This window comes from Pontixanthobacter aestiaquae (genome assembly GCF_009827455.1).
Classification (GTDB): Bacteria; Pseudomonadota; Alphaproteobacteria; order Sphingomonadales; family Sphingomonadaceae; genus Pontixanthobacter; species Pontixanthobacter aestiaquae.
In genome coordinates this window covers 1,532,824-1,549,122 of the sequence record NZ_WTYZ01000001.1, presented here as the reverse complement: position 1 = coordinate 1,549,122, position 16,299 = coordinate 1,532,824, and the positions used below count along the sequence as shown (strand labels likewise).

The 16,299-nt window shown below is 57.9% G+C and carries 22 protein-coding genes; 4 read left to right on the top strand and 18 right to left on the bottom strand.

From position 1 onward, the window contains the following. Positions 1-193: 193 nt before the first annotated feature. On the top strand, positions 194-922 hold the full coding sequence (gene ygfZ, locus GRI35_RS07355; protein ID WP_160613567.1) for a CAF17-like 4Fe-4S cluster assembly/insertion protein YgfZ: 729 nt from the start codon (positions 194-196) through the stop codon (positions 920-922). A 155-nt stretch (positions 923-1,077) separates the two neighbouring features. Here the strand turns inward: ygfZ and GRI35_RS07350 are convergent, their stop codons facing one another. Beyond that, a complete protein-coding gene (locus tag GRI35_RS07350; protein ID WP_160613566.1) occupies positions 1,078-1,686 on the bottom strand; it encodes a TetR/AcrR family transcriptional regulator in 609 nt (202 codons plus the stop codon). Positions 1,687-1,714: 28 nt separating this feature from the next. Between GRI35_RS07350 and GRI35_RS07345 the strand changes: the two genes are divergently transcribed. After that, positions 1,715-2,635, top strand: a complete 921-nt coding sequence (locus GRI35_RS07345; RefSeq protein WP_160613565.1) for a metal-dependent hydrolase — start codon at positions 1,715-1,717, stop codon at positions 2,633-2,635. A 216-nt stretch (positions 2,636-2,851) separates the two neighbouring features. Then, entirely contained in the window at positions 2,852-3,730 is an 879-nt protein-coding gene (locus tag GRI35_RS07340; RefSeq protein WP_160613564.1) for a metal-dependent hydrolase, read from the top strand. Positions 3,731-3,767: 37 nt separating this feature from the next. Here GRI35_RS07340 and GRI35_RS07335 read toward each other — a convergent pair whose 3' ends face one another. The 3 genes from GRI35_RS07335 to rplU form a co-directional block, all read right to left on the bottom strand. Continuing rightward, the gene (locus GRI35_RS07335; RefSeq protein ID WP_160613563.1) at positions 3,768-4,295 is read right to left on the bottom strand and encodes a GNAT family N-acetyltransferase; all 528 of its coding nucleotides are present in this window, start codon (positions 4,293-4,295) and stop codon (positions 3,768-3,770) included. Positions 4,296-4,489: 194 nt separating this feature from the next. Then, a complete protein-coding gene (gene rpmA, locus GRI35_RS07330; RefSeq protein WP_160613562.1) occupies positions 4,490-4,759 on the bottom strand; it encodes a 50S ribosomal protein L27 in 270 nt (89 codons plus the stop codon). Between the two features lie 46 nt (positions 4,760-4,805). Next, positions 4,806-5,318, bottom strand: coding sequence for a 50S ribosomal protein L21 (gene rplU / locus GRI35_RS07325; RefSeq protein ID WP_160613561.1), 513 nt, complete (start codon positions 5,316-5,318; stop codon positions 4,806-4,808). Positions 5,319-5,556: 238 nt separating this feature from the next. Between rplU and GRI35_RS07320 the strand changes: the two genes are divergently transcribed. After that, positions 5,557-6,048, top strand: coding sequence for a hypothetical protein (locus GRI35_RS07320; protein WP_160613560.1), 492 nt, complete (start codon positions 5,557-5,559; stop codon positions 6,046-6,048). A gap of 4 nt (positions 6,049-6,052) precedes the next feature. On the opposite strand, the gene GRI35_RS07315 is transcribed toward GRI35_RS07320, so the two are convergent. From GRI35_RS07315 to ctaD, 14 genes are all read right to left on the bottom strand, one after another. Next, positions 6,053-6,496, bottom strand: a complete 444-nt coding sequence (locus tag GRI35_RS07315; protein ID WP_160613559.1) for a molybdenum cofactor biosynthesis protein MoaE — start codon at positions 6,494-6,496, stop codon at positions 6,053-6,055. A gap of 3 nt (positions 6,497-6,499) precedes the next feature. After that, positions 6,500-6,742 (bottom strand): MoaD/ThiS family protein, encoded by a 243-nt coding sequence (locus GRI35_RS07310; protein WP_160613558.1) that lies wholly within the window; start codon positions 6,740-6,742, stop codon positions 6,500-6,502. Between the two features lies 1 nt (position 6,743). Continuing rightward, positions 6,744-7,748 carry a GTP 3',8-cyclase MoaA gene (gene moaA / locus GRI35_RS07305; protein WP_160613557.1) on the bottom strand — a complete coding sequence of 335 codons (1,005 nt, stop codon included), beginning with the start codon at positions 7,746-7,748 and terminating at the stop codon, positions 6,744-6,746. After that, the gene (locus GRI35_RS07300) at positions 7,741-8,058 is read right to left on the bottom strand and encodes a Rossmann fold domain-containing protein (protein ID WP_160613556.1); all 318 of its coding nucleotides are present in this window, start codon (positions 8,056-8,058) and stop codon (positions 7,741-7,743) included. The genes moaA and GRI35_RS07300 overlap by 8 nt, the downstream gene beginning before the upstream one ends. A 17-nt stretch (positions 8,059-8,075) precedes the next feature. Beyond that, the gene (locus tag GRI35_RS07295; protein WP_160613555.1) at positions 8,076-8,447 is read right to left on the bottom strand and encodes a dihydroneopterin aldolase; all 372 of its coding nucleotides are present in this window, start codon (positions 8,445-8,447) and stop codon (positions 8,076-8,078) included. Positions 8,448-8,455: 8 nt separating this feature from the next. Continuing rightward, on the bottom strand, positions 8,456-9,358 hold the full coding sequence (locus tag GRI35_RS07290; RefSeq protein WP_160613554.1) for a class I SAM-dependent methyltransferase: 903 nt from the start codon (positions 9,356-9,358) through the stop codon (positions 8,456-8,458). Beyond that, positions 9,358-10,770, bottom strand: a complete 1,413-nt coding sequence (thrC, locus tag GRI35_RS07285) for a threonine synthase (RefSeq protein WP_160613553.1) — start codon at positions 10,768-10,770, stop codon at positions 9,358-9,360. Before thrC ends, GRI35_RS07290 begins: the two co-directional genes overlap by 1 nt. A gap of 65 nt (positions 10,771-10,835) precedes the next feature. Next, on the bottom strand, positions 10,836-11,417 hold the full coding sequence (locus GRI35_RS07280; protein WP_160613552.1) for an SURF1 family cytochrome oxidase biogenesis protein: 582 nt from the start codon (positions 11,415-11,417) through the stop codon (positions 10,836-10,838). After that, positions 11,414-11,797, bottom strand: a complete 384-nt coding sequence (locus GRI35_RS07275; protein WP_160613551.1) for a DUF983 domain-containing protein — start codon at positions 11,795-11,797, stop codon at positions 11,414-11,416. The genes GRI35_RS07280 and GRI35_RS07275 overlap by 4 nt, the downstream gene beginning before the upstream one ends. Further along, the gene (locus tag GRI35_RS07270; protein ID WP_160613550.1) at positions 11,794-12,660 is read right to left on the bottom strand and encodes a cytochrome c oxidase subunit 3; all 867 of its coding nucleotides are present in this window, start codon (positions 12,658-12,660) and stop codon (positions 11,794-11,796) included. The genes GRI35_RS07275 and GRI35_RS07270 overlap by 4 nt, the downstream gene beginning before the upstream one ends. A 92-nt stretch (positions 12,661-12,752) precedes the next feature. Then, positions 12,753-13,349: a cytochrome c oxidase assembly protein gene (locus GRI35_RS07265; RefSeq protein ID WP_160613549.1), complete on the bottom strand. Its 597-nt coding sequence runs from the start codon at positions 13,347-13,349 to the stop codon at positions 12,753-12,755. 2 nt (positions 13,350-13,351) lie between these two features. Further along, the gene (locus tag GRI35_RS13930) at positions 13,352-13,477 is read right to left on the bottom strand and encodes a hypothetical protein (RefSeq protein WP_268894022.1); all 126 of its coding nucleotides are present in this window, start codon (positions 13,475-13,477) and stop codon (positions 13,352-13,354) included. Continuing rightward, complete coding sequence (locus tag GRI35_RS07260; protein WP_160613548.1) at positions 13,474-14,412, bottom strand: heme o synthase; 939 nt, start codon at positions 14,410-14,412, stop codon at positions 13,474-13,476. The genes GRI35_RS13930 and GRI35_RS07260 overlap by 4 nt, the downstream gene beginning before the upstream one ends. Positions 14,413-14,536: 124 nt before the next feature. After that, entirely contained in the window at positions 14,537-16,252 is a 1,716-nt protein-coding gene (gene ctaD, locus GRI35_RS07255) for a cytochrome c oxidase subunit I (RefSeq protein ID WP_160613547.1), read from the bottom strand. Between the last annotated feature and the right edge of the window lie 47 nt (positions 16,253-16,299).

Genomic DNA, 16,299 nt, shown 5'->3' with positions numbered 1-16,299 from the left:
GTCCAATGCAGAAACACTTCCGTTGGGACACGCTCCGATATCACCCTTAGCCGGTGCAAAATTGGCGATATTCAAAGCGCATATCATGATGCCGCCCATGGCATATAGTGGCCGCGTAGGACAGTCCCTGCTGAATGCCCGCCCGGACTTCGCCGACACTTGATTAACTCCAGCAAAGCGCCACCTTTACCTCATGCCAAATCCACGCCTGTTCGACCGCGCGATCATCCGCCTTTCTTCCCTCGACGACGGAGAGAATGTTGCCGACTTCCTTCAGGGATTGGTGACGAACGATGTCAGCGGCGAATTGCCCATATGGGCCGCGTTGCTCAGCGCGCAGGGCAAGGCCATGTTCGATTTTCTCGTCTGGCCCGGAGGCGAAGGCGAACTGGTGATCGATTGCGAAGCCGAATTGGCGGATGATCTGGTCAAGCGCCTCTCGCTCTACCGTCTGCGCAGAAAGATCGCGATCGAGCGTGACGATACTATAGGCGTGTTCTGGCAGCCCAGACTAAGTGTCGGCGGCACACCCGATCCGCGCCTGGCCGAATTGGGGCAGCGCTGGATTGGCCCGACATCACAAGAGGACGTACCCGCTGATGGCGAGTGGCTCGCCCACCGGCTGTTGCTTGGCGTTCCGGAAGGTAGCGCCGAACTCGGCGATATTCTGTGGCTTGAAACCAACGCGGCTGACCTTAACGGCGTGAGTTTCGAGAAAGGCTGCTATATTGGGCAGGAAAACACCGCGCGGATGAACTGGCGGCAAAAGGTCAATCGGCGGCTGGTGGTGGTGCCAATCGATCAATCGACAGAGAAACGGCAGAAAGCCGCCTATCCTGACTTAGGTCTGGCGGTCGATCATTTGCGGGTTGCCGATATTCCAGCCGAGTTTGTGCCGGATTGGATGACTTTGGGTAGCTAATTTCCCGCTCACCTTGGGCCTGCCGAAGGGCCGCCCTCCACTCCCTCCATTGCGCCAGAAGAAACGGACGATGTTTCGACAGGCTCAGAATGATCGGGTGTTTTATCGGCACAGCTTGGTACTTACGGAAATTCGTAGGCGCAAATCGCTGCCCATCAATCGCAGCATTCTTCCGCTGTGCGCGCCTCGATAGACTCGGTCAGCAAAGCCTCCGCCCGGTCGCGCGCCGCGCTGTCGGGGAGGTTGAGCGCCCGCGCCAAGGCTTTGCCCATCAGAGCATCACCTAGCGCCAGCAGCACTAGCGTAAGCGTATTCTCATGCATCGCCATCACGCCGCCGTGATTCTCGGCTTCCTCTGGCGCTAATTCGTCCACCACCTGATGGATCGTCTCGATAATCGGATCGAGCGCGTCTTCGTTGCCGGTCAGCAGCATCCAGCTGGCGAGGCCCCCTGCCCCTTCTTTGTCGAACGCATCGAACGCCAGATCGACCACTTCGCGCGGACTGCCCAGCCCGGCTCTGCTTGCGCGCACCGCATCCTTGATGGTTTCGCACACAGTTGTCGCCAAATGCGCGGCGAGCGCTTTTTGTAATCCTGAGGCTGACCCAAAATGGTGCAGCAGGTTTGCATGTGTGCGGCCGACCCTTGCTGAAACAGCCTTAAGAGTTACCGATTGTGGCCCGGTTTCAATAAGTAACGCACGCGCCGCTTCTAGCGCGGAACTGCGCGACTCTTCGGGCGTTAATCTTTTACGAGTTGTCATTAACACTTATGCCTAGTAGATTCTTAATATGAACAAGCAGACCTCTATCGACCTAGAACGGTCCGAACCGCTCGACAAGTCGGCTGACAAGCCCGCTACCGGAATTTCCAGCTCGACACCGGAAGAGCACGCGCTGATTGTCCGCAATCGCCGGTTTGACCGCGAGCACAAGACCCCTCGCCACTGGCATTCGGGCGACCCGGTTGCGACCGCTTGGTACAATTCCGTCTCCGCCAGCCTGCCGCGCGGCGAAGCGTTTTTCATCGATACAATGCGGATGTTCCGTGACGATGTTCCGGACGATATTGCGCGCGAGATGAAAGTGTTCATTACCCAGGAAATCAACCACACGCGCGAGCATGTGGCATTCAACCGGCTGGTGTCCGACCACGGCTATAATGTCGAAAGCATCGACCAGGGCATTCAGGCCATGCTTGAGCTGACCGAGGGTCGACCCAAAGAATTCAACCTCGCGATCACAATCGCGCTCGAACATTTTGCGGCGATGATCAGCCATCATCTGCTCGCCGATCCGCGCTATCTTGAGGGCGCCGATCAGGAAGCGGCAGACATCTGGCGCTGGCATGCGACCGAGGAGATCGAGCACAAAGGCATCACCTACGACGTCTGGCTGCACGCGACCAAGGATTGGAGCCGGTGGAAACGCTACCGCGTAAAAACGCTGATCGCGCTGCTGATTACCAAGAAATATTTCGGCAACCGTATCCGCGATGCGATTGGCCTGCTGGAGCAGGACGGCTTTTCCCGCCGCAAAGCCAAATGGAAGCTCTACGCCTTCCTATGGTGGAAACCCGGTATGATGCGGCGGATGTTCTGGGAATGGTCGAAAATCCTGATGCCGGGCTATCACCCGTGGAATCTGGATGATCGGGCGCTGATCAACAAGCCTGACAGCCCTTACGCAGACGCGGCGATGCCGGCGGAATAGCTAGAAATCACCGCTCTTCTTTAGAGGAGGGGCAGCGAGACTTAATGAGCGTGAGCGAATGTAGTCGCAGCAGGGTGGTGCTGTCGGCGCAAACGGCGCTGTCGCGTCGCAACCACCCCCAACCCCCTCGTTTGAAAAGAGGGGCGACGCGTTGTTATTGACACTGATGTAAGTAAGCGCTACTTACACTCTTGTCAGTAACCCTCGGAGTATGCCGTGAACGCCCCCGCCCAGATCGACCTCGATCAGACCACCAATAACCCCACCCCATCCGATCTCGACATCATCGTACGTGACGAGCGGTTTAATCGCGAGAGCACGCCAAAGCGATGGTGGGCAGGCGATGCATTCGGCACTGCATGGCACAACGCTCTGTCGGCAACTTTTCCGCGCGGCGAAGCATTCTTTATCGAAGCCGTGAAAGCACACCGCGAAGGCACTCCGCCGAAACTGGCCGCAGAAATCCGCGCATTCGTTAAACAAGAAATCAATCACACGCGTGAGCATATAGCATTCAACCGTCTTGCCGCCGACTCCGGCTATGACATTGAAGCGATCGACCAGCGCGTGAAGGAAATGCTCGAACTGACCAAGGGTCGGCCCGCGATTGCCAACCTCGCGGTAACGATGGCGCTGGAGCATTACACCGCGATGATGGCGCATGAATTCCTCGCCAACCCTGCACATTTCGAGAACGCCGATCCGGAAGTCCGCGATATGTGGCGTTGGCATGCGGTTGAGGAAGTCGAGCATAAGGGCGTCGCTTACGACACGTGGAACCATGCCACAAAGGACTGGTCCGGCTGGAAAGCTTGGAGAGTCCGCAGCCTGGTGATGCTGACGGTGACCGGCCGCTTCTTCAAGAACCGCTGGACCGATTCGATCAACCTGCTCGCGCAAGACGGCATCACCGGCTGGAAAGCCCGCTGGGGTTTGCTCAAATATCTGACCGTAACGCCCGGTGTTGTGCGCCGCATTTTCCCCGCATGGCTGTCTTACTTCAAGCCAAATTTCCACCCGTGGGACCACGATGATCGCGAGCTGATCAAGCTCTATGAGGGTGAATTCAGCGATGCGCTGATGCCGGCCGAGTAACCGTTACCACCACTCGATCAAAAAGCGGGCGGCCCTGTCAGGCCGCCCGCAGTGATTCTGTGCTGTCCAGACTGAGCGCGTAGGCGGTCGCTTGGACTTTCTCGCCGCGTCCCAGACACATCCGGGTTTCGGTCTGGCCTGTCGGCAGGAAACCCAGTTTCCGCAGAACACGGCCCGACGCGGGGTTGTCGATGTAGTGGCTCGCAACCATTCGTGCGTGCCCCATCATTCGCGCAATCTCCAGAACAGCCTGCCCGGCTTCGGTGGCGAAACCCTTCGCCCAATGATCACGCGCAATCCAATATCCCATTTCTGCCTCGCCCTCATGCGGGTCGATGCCGATACAGCCTACCGGCTCGCCATTGCCAGGCAGAGTAATCAGGAAACGCGGGTTCACCGGATCGTGCGGCAAGGCCGCGAAGTCGCGCGCATGATCCTGCTCATAAGGCCACGGTGCCCTAGCGAGGTTCCGCACCACGCCCTCGTCGGCGATACCGTGATAGATCGCTTGCCAATCTTCAGGCCATATCGGCCGTAAGAACAACCTCTGCGTGCGATGGAACATGATGCATTCTCCTCAAGCCCCGCATCGAGCCGATAGGACCAATGCGTGACATTCCCGTGGCAGCGAAAGCGCTTTTCGCTGTTGTGAGAGGGAGATACGACAAGAGGGAGACAGGCTGGCCCATCTCCCTCTTCGGTGCCGGTCTGAACCGGCTGGACCATCCTGTCGGATAGTCCTGTCAGTGAACTATCCAGTTATTCTGCGGCTTCGGCTGCCATGTCCACGGACACATATTTGCGTCCCTGTTTGCCGCCGTGGAAGCGCACTCGACCGCCTTCTAGGGCAAATAGAGTGTGGTCCTTGCCCATGCCGACATTGCTGCCAGGATAGAACTTTGTGCCGCGCTGACGCACGATAATGTTGCCTGGAATCACTTCCTGGCTACCGAACTTTTTCACACCGAGGCGCCGACCTGCTGAGTCGCGGCCATTGTTGGTTGAACCGCCTGCTTTTTTATGTGCCATTGTCTCTTACTCTTCGAAAAATCTGTGTTGTCAGCTACGAAAATGCTTATTTCTTAGCAGCGGGCTTTTTGGCTGCTGCCTTCTTAGGCGCAGCTTTCTTGGCTGGTGCTTTCTTAGCCGCGGCTTCCTTCTTTGGAGCGGCCTTTTTGTCCGCCTCCTTTTTAGGAGCAGCTTTCTTCGCCGGTGCCTTCTTCTCTTCAGCAGCCTTGGGTGCAGCTTCCTTCTTCGGAGCCGCAGCCTTCTTGGCAGACGATTTCTCGCTTGAACCCACGTCTGTGATGCGCAGAAGCGTCATCGACTGACGGTGACCGGCCTTCCGGCGATAGTTATGGCGGCGGCGCTTCTTGAAAACGACCACCTTCTCGCTGCGAGCCTGTGCGATGATCTCAGCCGAAACCGAAACCTTCGAAGCGTCAGCAATCGAATCGCCTTCACCGGCCAGCAGAACGTCACCCAAGGTAACGGTGTCGCCGGCTTCGCCAGCCAGTTTCTCAACTGCGATTTTATCTCCAGCGGCAACCCGGTATTGTTTGCCGCCAGTGCGCACTACTGCGAACATGGTCGTATCACTTTCAATTTATCTGCAGTGCCGTTTTCATTGTAAAAACGGCGCACCCGATGACCCGCCTGAAAGGCAGTCCGCCGGAAAGAAGGCAGCCGATAAGCGAATGCCCCGCCCAAGTCAACGTTCCGCCCGTGTTTTTTGGGATTGTTTTTTGGCGGATCGGCCTGCGATATTGCGCTTCAGGCTGGAAAGCCGCTTTCACCGTGCTAAGGCAAATGGAATGCGAAACACAGTGCCTTTTGTTCTTGTCGTAGTCAGCGGCCTCATACTGGGCGGCTGCGCATCGTCCAGCAAAACCTATCCGTCGCTGGCGATTCGCGATGCTGAACGGGTCAGCGGCACGTTCTCGGTGCCCGAAACTATCGAGCCAGCACCGCTCAGCACACAGGTGATCGGTCAGCTTGGCCAGATACGCGCCGATGCCGCTGCAGCACACCAAGCGTTTGTGGCTGCGGCGCCCGGAGCACGTGGCACAGTTTCGGCAGGTACGCGCGCCGAAGTGACCAGCAATGCTTGGGCCGCCGCGCAGATCGCTATGGCGGATCTCGATTCGCTGCGCAGCGTAACCGCGGTGGCGCTTGCTGATCTGGACTTGCTATTTGTTGACGCGACACTCGCTTTTGAGCAGCGGCAGAAGGTCGCCGAGGCCCGCGATGAAGTGATTGCCTATCTGCGTGAGGAAGATGCGACGCTAGCCGACCTGCGGGCCCGCGCCGGCAATTAAACCGCTACTTCCACCGCGCGAGATCGGCATGATCTTCACCGCGCGGTTCGATCCAGTGCCAGCGGCCATTACGCTTTTCGCGCTTCCAGAACCACGCCGCGCTTTTCAGATGATCCATGCAGAAATCGACCGCCTCAATAGCGGCACGGCGATGTTTTGCTGCCGCCGACACACACACAATGGGCTCTCCGGGATAAAGCCTGCCGACCCTGTGCACCATTAGCAGCCCCATCAGGTCAAACCGCTCCAACGCGGCGTCGGCCAAATCATCCATCCCGGGAAGCGTCAGCGGCGCGTAGTGCGTAAGCTCAAGCGCCTCTACACCGCCTTCCCCGCGCACTTCCCCGACAAAAGTACAAATCCCGCCCAGCCCCGGATTGGCGTTGGAGAACGGCCCCATCAACGTGCCCGGAATAAACGGTTCGGTCAGCAGTCGAATATCGCGCATGGGTCAGCCGCCGCTGACAGGTGGGAGCAAGGCAACTTCATCACCGTCCTGCGCCAGCAGATCGGTCTTGTCCGCCAGGACTTTGCCCGCACAGGCAACGTTGACCCTTTCGCCCTGCAATTCCTCGGCCAATTCTTGACTGACCAGCGAGAGCAGCGCCGCCCAATCAAGCGGTGTTACAGCTTCCATTTCTGGTGTTCGGGCCAGATCTGCCAAGGGCCCCAGAAAGAGAATGCGAGCTGTCATATCATCCTCCGGTCATCGACATATGGCGCGGCTGCGCGGGCTTTGCCCCCGCCTCGTCAATGCGGAAATGGTGCCGTTCGGGCTTGATACGCATGGCTTCGTCGAGCGCTGCGGAGAGCCTGCCGTTCGGACCTTCGGATCGCATCGCGGCGCGCAAATCAACCTTCTCGCTTCCGCCAAGGCAGGGATAAAGCTGGCCGGTCGTAGTTACACGCACACGGTTGCAACTTGCGCAGAAATTGTTCGTCAGCGGCGTTATCAGGCCAATCCTGCCGCCTGTCTCTGCAACATCATAATAACGCGCTGGTCCGCCCGTTCTGTAAACCGAAGGTACCAACTGCCACCGTGCGTCGAGATCATCTTGGACTACTGTCAGCGGCAGATAATGGTCAATCCGGTCTTCATCCACTTCGCCCAGCGGCATCGTTTCGATCAATGTGATATCGCAGCCACGCTTATGCGCCCATGCAACCAGACGCGGAATTTCGCGATCATTGATACCCTTCAGCGCAACCGTGTTGAACTTCACGCGCAGGCCCGCCTGCTGCGCGGCATCGATCCCTGCCAACACTTTTGGTAGAACATCACGGCGCGTCAGCTTGGCGAAAGTCGCTGGCTCAAGCGTATCCAACGACACATTCACGCGCTTGATGCCCGCATCGGCAAGACCTTGCGCATAGTCGGCCAGCTGGGTTGCGTTGGTCGTCAGCGTGAGTTCGTCGAGCTCGCTGCCCACATGACGGCCGAGCCGTTCGACCAGCGTCATCACATCGCGCCGTACCAACGGCTCACCGCCGGTCAGGCGAATTTTGGTGACACCCCGCTCCATAAACCCGCGCGACAGGTCGTAGAGTTCTTCCAGCGTCAGCACTTCTGCCCGCGGCAGAAACTGCATCCGCTCGGGCATGCAGTAAGTACATCGTAGATCGCAGCGATCGGTAACCGACAGGCGCAGGTAAGATATTTGCCGCCCCAACGTATCGATCAAAGGCGCGGTACTATCCATCTGCGCGCGCGCCAGTGTGTAGGGGCAAATATTGGCCCGTCACGCCGTTGGCTTTCGATAGGTACTCAACCGATTCCTCGACTGCCTCATCCGAGCCTTCAGTAATGAAATTCACGCGGGTCGGAGCATAGGCACGGGCCAAATCACGCACCATGGCGCGGCGCCAGTCATCATGGTCATAGGACGCTTGCGGCAGCAGCACGACCAAGTGCTCCCCTTTGCTCAAATGATCGCGGATCGCGGGGAGCCAATCCGATGCGATAGCCTGCGCCGCATCCAATGCTGCGCCGGGTAAGGTCTTTATGGGCAAGACCGCTTGCATGGCGGTCAGCGCCGCTCACGCGTCATGGTGATACCGATCTTCTCGTTACCCTCGGCAATTGCGAGCTTCACGATTTTGACCGTCACCGCTTTGATCCGGCTATCCTGCACCAGCAAAGTCTCGCAAATATGGTCCGCGAGCGACTCGATCAGTTTGAAATGGACACCGTCGGGTAACGCATCGGTCGCCGCGAATTTGAGGTCCATATAGTTTTTGCTGGCTTCCAGCGGAGTGTCGGGATCATAGCGATCCGCGATCTTCATCTCCGCCTGGATCGTAATGCGAAGCGGCTGCGGTTTGCCGGTCTCCTCGGAGTAAATGCCCGTCAGGACATCGTGCTCAAGATCAGCAACTTCCAGGATCAGCGAATCGGCCATAAGGTTCCTTAGCTTGGATTGGACCAGCGTGCGAAGATTGCGGTGGGGAGCAAGCGTCCATTGGCCTCACCGCCGACATCCTCTTCGCGAACGGCCAGATCGCCATGCTCTATGATTCCAGGTAAATCAGCGAACATTTCCGCCAGCAGTCCTGCGAGCGACAGGCTCGACATGCGCACGGCATAGACGGTGAGGAACAGAAACTTGCTGTTCTCGTCCAGCAGATCGCGGCAGTCGGAAACCAGATCAGCCAGCCCCTCTTCAATCCGCCATGTCTCGGCCTTCGGGCCGCGACCGAATTTGGGAGGATCGAGGATAATTCCGTCATAGCGGCGACCGCGCCGAACCTCGCGCGCGGTGTATTTGGCTGCGTCATCAACCAACCAGCGGATCGGGCGATTGTCCATGCCGGCGAGTTCGGCGTTCTCGCGCGCTTGGGCCACCGATTTCTTCGACGCATCGACATGCGTGACTCGCCCAGCTTGCGACAATGCCAACGAACCGACACCGGTATACCCGAACAGGTTGAGCATCTCGGCGTCGGTCTTGCCGTTAAGCTGCTCCAGCATCCAATCCCATACCGGTGCCATGTCAGGGAAGAATCCCAGATGCCGGAAAGGGGTACATTTTGCAGTGAACGCAGCATCACGCCATTTGAGCGGCCATCCGGCTTGCGGAACCGGCTTGTCATATTGCCACCGGCCGCCGCCATCTTCGTCAGACCCTGGCACGAACTCCCCATGGGCATCCCATGTCCCAAGGCGCGGCTGCCACATCGCCTGAGGTTCTGGGCGAATGAACCGGTAATCGCCGTAACGCTCCAGCTTGCGACCGTTGCCGCTATCGACCAGCCCGTAATCGTCCCATGACGATCCGGCGAGTATCTGCGGCTCTTCGCGCAGCCGCGCCATCAGCGCGACTCCGTGGCGCGCTCGGCGACATAGCTAGCAATCGACTCATAATCGCCAGCTAGCTCGTCATACCGTTCTTCGCGCGCGAACAGATCGCCGACTCTTGTCGGCAGACTTGGCCGTGTCCCGGTCGCACGCTCGACCGCATCGACGAATTTCGCCGGATGCGCGGTGGCGAGCGTTACAACGGGAATATCGGCCGAAACATCCGATTGCCGTGCCGCGAACAAGCCAATCGCAGTGTGCGGATCGATTATTTCGCCAGCGGCATCATTCGCCCAGCGCATTGCCATGGCCATATCATCGGCATCGGCACGGGCACTTGTGAACAGACCAGCGGCACCAGTGCGCTGCGCGTTGGTCAGTTGCATCGCTTTGTCGGCCTCAAAACTCCGCATTTGTTCTGCCATCGCCCTGCCATCGCGCCCGCCACAATCGAACAACAGCCGTTCGAAGTTGGAACTGACCTGAATGTCCATCGACGGCGCAGCGGTGGGAGTAACCGTTCCGGCTGAATAATCACCATCGGCCAAGGCCCGATGGAGGATATCGTTGACGTTGGTCGCGACGATAAGGCGCTCGATCGGTAATCCCATTTGCGCGGCGACATAACCTGCAAACACATCGCCAAAATTTCCTGTCGGTACCGAGAATGCGACTTTACGCTGCGGAGCACCAAGCTGGAGCGCTGCGGCAAAGTAATAGACCACTTGCGCCATCAGCCGTGCCCAATTGATCGAGTTCACCGCGCCGATCCGGAAGCGCCCACCTTTTGAAGACGCCATATCGCTATCGTTGAACATCCGCTTCACCGATGCCTGCGCATCATCGAAGCTGCCGTCGATCGCGATATTGTGAACGTTGGGCGCAAGCACCGTTGTCATCTGGCGGCGCTGGACATCGCTAACCCGCCCCTTGGGATGCAGCATAAAGATGTCGATCTTGTCCCGGCCCGCTACTGCATCGATTGCCGCAGATCCGGTATCACCGCTGGTCGCGCCGACAATGGTCAGATGCGCATCGCTGCGCGACAGGAATGTCTCGAACAGCAGCCCGAGCATTTGCAGCGCAACATCCTTGAAGGCCAGCGTCGGACCGTGGAACAGCTCGAGCAGCCATTGTTGCTCGTCGAACTGCTTCAGCGGAGTAACCGCTGCGTGGGCAAACCGGCCATAGGCAGTTGCGCACAATTCGTGCAGTTCGTCCGGTGTCAGCGAATTGCCAACGAAGGGGCTCATGATCTTCGCGGCCAGCTCGGCGTAGGGCAGCCCGGCTAGCCCGGCGATTTCCGCCTCGGTAAAGCGCGGCCATTCCTGCGGCACGTAGAGCCCGCCATCGCTGGCGAGGCCTGCAAGGGTGACACCTTCGAAATCAAGCGACGGAGCGCTACCGCGAGTGGAGATATAGTGCATGGTCAATGGCGGTTAGCCGTGCCCGCGATAGGGAGCAAGTAAGCCGCTCTATTCCCGCGCAGACTTCAGCTATCTTTCGTGCGGCCGCGAAGCACGAATATGTACATTATCAATGCTGTCAGGGCGAAGAAGAACCACTGGCCCGCATAGGCCATATGGTTGTTAGGCAAATCGCGCGGATCGGGCGGCGCAAGTTGTTGCAGGCCAAAGGTTGGCGGCGATGCGACGAGCCTCGGGCCCTCTTTCGATGGTGCGACGTAGCCGGTGACCACACCGCCTTCCCACAGACTGTCAAATGGGCGCGCGGTCCAACCAAGCATGATCTCGGCCTGACCGCCGCCGGCCAGATTGCACAAGGCCACTTGCGCCAGACCGCTGGTACCGTTTGGATCACGCGCGGCGGTGCTTCGGGTCGATAGAACCTGCGTGCACTCGACCTCGCTGCGGCGGTACAGTGCTGCGTCCACGTCTTCTGCTTTGCGCGGGAATGGAACGACTGTTTGCTGCTCACGCACGGCGAGAAAGCTTTCAACCATCGCGTCTTTCTCATCCGCCCGGCTCATCTGCCAAAAACCGAGTGCAATCATGATCGCAATCGCAATGCCTACGATGATGGTCGGCACAATCGGAATCGAACGCGGTTTCATTTCTTGAGGCCTGCCTCGCCGGCATCATTGTTGTATTCGGCGTACAGCAAAGCGGCTTTCGCAGCGCGCAGTCCAAAGAATACCGCCGCAACGGTCAGGGGAACCCACAACATCGCATGGATCCAAAATGGCGGCGTGACGCTGACTTCCAGCCACAGCGCCAGTCCGACAATCAGCGCGCCAATTATGAGCGTGAGAAACCCGGCAGGCCCGTCGCCCACGTTGAATTTCGAATAGTCGAGTTCGCAGGATGTGCATTTGGGCGCAAAGGTCGCGATCCCGTCAAACAGGGTTCGCTCTGCGCATTTGGGACACAAACCGAAAAGGGCAGCCGCGGCGATACCGGGCTGCCCTTTCGTTTGGTGTTTGTCAGTGGTCATCCAGCGTAGACGGGAGCACCCCAACCGCCCCAGACATAGATTGCGACGAACAGGAACAGCCACACGACGTCAACGAAGTGCCAGTACCACGCAGCCGCTTCGAAGCCGAAGTGCTGGCGCGGAGTGAAGTGGCCCTTATACGTCCGGAACAGGCAGACGATCAGGAAGATCGTGCCGACCAGAACGTGGAAGCCGTGGAAACCAGTCGCCATGTAGAAGGCTGAGCTATACGGATTGCCGCCAAAGGCGAATGGCGCGTGATCATACTCGTAAATCTGCACCGCAGTAAACACGAGGCCGAGCAGAATTGTCGCCCACAGGCCCTTCTTAAGGCCCTCGCGGTCGCCGTGGATCAGCGAGTGGTGTGCCCATGTGACCGTGGTGCCCGAACACAGCAGGATCAGCGTGTTCAGCAGCGGCAGCTCGAACGCATTCAGAACTTCGATGCCCTTGTGCGGGAACTGCGTGATGGCCGCAGCGCCGGGGTCACCGAACAGGCTAATCGTTGCACCATCGATGATTTCAATTGGCTGAGGGAACAGCGAAAAGTCGAACCAGCTCCAGAACCAGCCGACGAAGAACATCACTTCCGAGGCGATAAACAGGATCATGCCGTAGCGCATGTGCAGCTGGACAACCGGCGTATGGTCGCCGCCTTCTGCTTCACGCACGATATTGGCAAACCAGCTGAAGAACGTAGCGATCAGACCGGCGATACCAAGGCCCAGCACAAGATGCGCATTGGCCATATCGTTCATCAGGAAGACCATTCCGGTCGTGAACGTCAGCGCCGAAAGCGAGCCAATGAACGGCCAGATATCGGGTTCCAGAATGTGGTAATCGTGGTTCTTTGTGCCAGCCATGAATAGTCTCTTCTTGTCGGAACAAGTCCGTCTTGGTTTAGGGCGTTCGTTCTGGACAGTGCCTTAAGCGCACACGCGCCCAAGGTCCAGCCTCAGGACGCTGGTTTTTCCGTTGAATCCTCTGTTGGATCATACGCTTTGTGGAAGGTGTAACTCAAAGTAATCTGCTCGACATCCTTGGCGTTCTCGTCCTGCAAGATCGCAGGATCGACATAGAACAGCACTGGCATGCGGACTTCTTCGCCCGGTTGCAGGGTTTGCTCGGTGAAACAGAAGCACTGGATCTTGTGGAAATAGATGCCGGTCTGCTCTGGCTCGACATTGAAAGTCGCCGCCCCGGTTATCGGTACGTTACTGTCATTTCGCGCGGTGTAGAATGCAAGGTCGCGCTGGCCGATCTTGACCGTCTGCGTCGGTTTCTCGGGCTTGAAAGTCCACGGAACATCGCGCGCAATAGATCCATCGAAACGGATTGAAATCGTTTTGCCTGCCGCAGCAGCGGCAAGGCGCTCGGCTTCGGCAGCTTCGGCTTCGGTGGCCACCTGCGTGGTCCCGCCAAAGCCCGTAACACGGCAGAACAAATCGTAAAGCGGCACGGCCGCATAGCCGAGGCCCAACATCGCCAATGCGCCAGCAAAAGCCAGCAGGCCGGTTTTCAAATTTTGTTGTTCAAGAGTCGCGCTGGTCATCGTCAGTCACCCATACGGACAATCGTGATGGCGTAGAACAACACAACGAAAAACAGCAGTGTTGCGCCAACCGCCAGATTGCGGCTTTTGCGCCGACGTTCGATTTCCGTTTGCTCGTCAGGGGTCATGATATCCATCCTTGATAGAATGCGACGCGGTCCAGCACCAATGCGCCGAACAATACGAAAAGGTAGATGATGCTATATGCGAACAGGCGCTTTTCAGGCTTGAGCGTATCACCTTCGGTAATTGTGCGGAATGTTACCGGCACTGACAATGCGAGGAAACCCAGCGTCAAAGCCAACGCCGCAACGCCGTAAACTGCCGTCGTCCCACCGATAAACCACGGGCTCGCGGCTATCGGCACCAAAAGAATGCTGTATGCAAAAATCTGCTTACGCGTGGCGGCCTCGCCCTTCACGACTGGCATCATCGGGATGCCGGCTTTGGCGTAGTCGCTCTTCACAAACAGCGCGAGCGCCCAGAAGTGTGGCGGCGTCCAGAAGAAGATGATCGCGAATAACAGCACAGGCATAGCAGTGATATCGCCGGTAACCGCAATCCAGCCGATCATCGGCGGGAATGCTCCCGCACCGCCGCCGATCACGATATTCTGAGGCGTATTGGGCTTGAGCCAGATCGTGTAGGCAACCGAGTAATAGACAATCGCCAGCGCCAGAATACCGGCAGCCAGCCAACCTACCGCGATACCCATAATTCCGACCGAAGCAGCGGACAGGAATATGCCGAAATTGCGTGCATCATCGCGGTTCATCCGGCCCGCTGGCAGCGGACGGGCGGCAGTGCGCTTCATCCCCGCATCGATATCAGCTTCCCACCACTGGTTCAGCGCGGCGGAACCGCCTGCTCCCATCGCAATGCACAGCACAGCGGTAAATCCGATGATCGGGTGAATGCTTCCAGGTGCAGCCAGCAGGCCGCATAGACCAGTGAAGATCACCAGCCGCATCACGCCCGGCTTGGTCAGCGCGAAGAAATCACGCCAATCGGTCGGCATAATGTGCTGCGCTTCGGCGGCCTGAGGGGTTGGTCCGGATGACATTTCTATATCGTGTGCGGTCTCGAGAGACTGGCTCCTATAAAGGGGGGCGCACCGTTCCCGATGCGCCCCTCCCCATGTTCATGCGTTTGCCGCTTGGGAATGGCCCCGGCAGCGTGGCGAGTGCTTACGCGCTCACCGGACGGTGATCGTGATAATCTGCATTATCGTCGATTACCGGCAAAGTTTCGAACTGGTGGAACGGCGGAGGTGACGACAATGTCCACTCCAGCGTCGTTGCGCCTTCGCCCCACGGGTTATCCGCAGCCTTCTTACCGGCAAGAAACGCATAAGCGAGGTTGACGAAGAAGATCAGCATCGAGCCGGCCATAATCATATAGCCCATCGAGGAGATCTGGTTCCAATATTCATAAGCAGCGGTGTAATCCGGATACCGGCGCGGCATGCCCTGGATACCCAGGAAGTGCTGCGGGAAGAAGATTACATTAACGCCCACGAAGAACGTCCAGAAGTGCAGGTGCGATAGAAACTCGCTGTGCATCCGGCCGCTCATTTTCGGGAACCAGTAATAGAAGCCAGCGAACAGCGAGAACACCGCGCCCATCGACAGCACATAGTGGAAGTGTGCCACTACGTAATATGTGTCGTGAAGGTTGTCGTCGATACCGCCATTGGCCAGCACAACGCCGGTTACACCACCCACTGTGAACAGGAAGATGAAACCTAGTGACCATACCAGCGGCGATTTGAATTCCAGCGAACCGCCCCACATGGTTGCGATCCAACTAAAGATTTTCACGCCGGTTGGAACCGCGATGACCATAGTCGCTGCGGTGAAGTACATCTTGGTGTTAACGTCCAGGCCGACGGTGTACATGTGGTGCGCCCACACGATGAAACCGACAACGCCGATTGCCACCATCGCATAAGCCATGCCGAGATAGCCAAAAACTGGCTTGCGGCTGAAAGTCGCCACAATCTGGCTGACCATACCGAAGCCCGGCAAGATCATGATATACACTTCGGGGTGGCCGAAGAACCAGAACAAGTGCTGGTACAGGACCGGATCACCACCGCGCGAACCATCGAAGAAGGTCGTGTCGAAGTTACGGTCTGTCAGCAGCATGGTAATCGCCGCAGCAAGCACAGGAAGCGCAAGAAGCAGCAGGAATGCTGTAACCAGAACCGACCATACGAACAAAGGCATCTTGTGCAGGGTCATACCCGGCGCACGCATGTTGAAAATGGTGGTGATGAAGTTGGTCGCACCAAGGATCGAACCCGCACCGGCTAGGTGGAGCGAGAAGATCGCGAAGTCGACCGCTGGCCCATTGGCGTAGGTTGTCGAAAGCGGCGCATAGACTGTCCAGCCGGTACCCGCACCCAAACCAGCCGCGCTACCGGGCACAAACATCGAGAACATCAGGCTGGCGAAACCGGCAACGGTCAACCAGAACGAGATGTTGTTCATCCGCGGAAACGCCATATCCGGTGCACCGATCATCAGCGGCACGAACCAGTTACCGAAACCGCCAATCATTGCTGGCATGACCATGAAGAAGACCATGATCAGACCGTGCGCGGTGATCAGAACGTTCCACATGTGCAGATTGGCATCGAACGACGCCTCGCCGCCCATGAAGTTCACCCACCAGCCAAGATATTGGATACCCGGGGCTGCCAGTTCCATCCGCATGATGCCCGAAATCGCGCCGCCGATAATACCGGCCAGAATCGCGAAGATAAGGTACAGCGTACCGATATCCTTGTGGTTGGTCGACATGAACCAACGCGCAAAGAAGCCGGGCTTGTGATCTGCATCATGCCCGTGATCAGCGCTGTGATCATCTGGGACCGGGAATGTTTCAGCGGTTGTTGCCATGGCGTTTCTCTAACCTTGAATTAAGTAGGCGTTATATTCGGTATCGG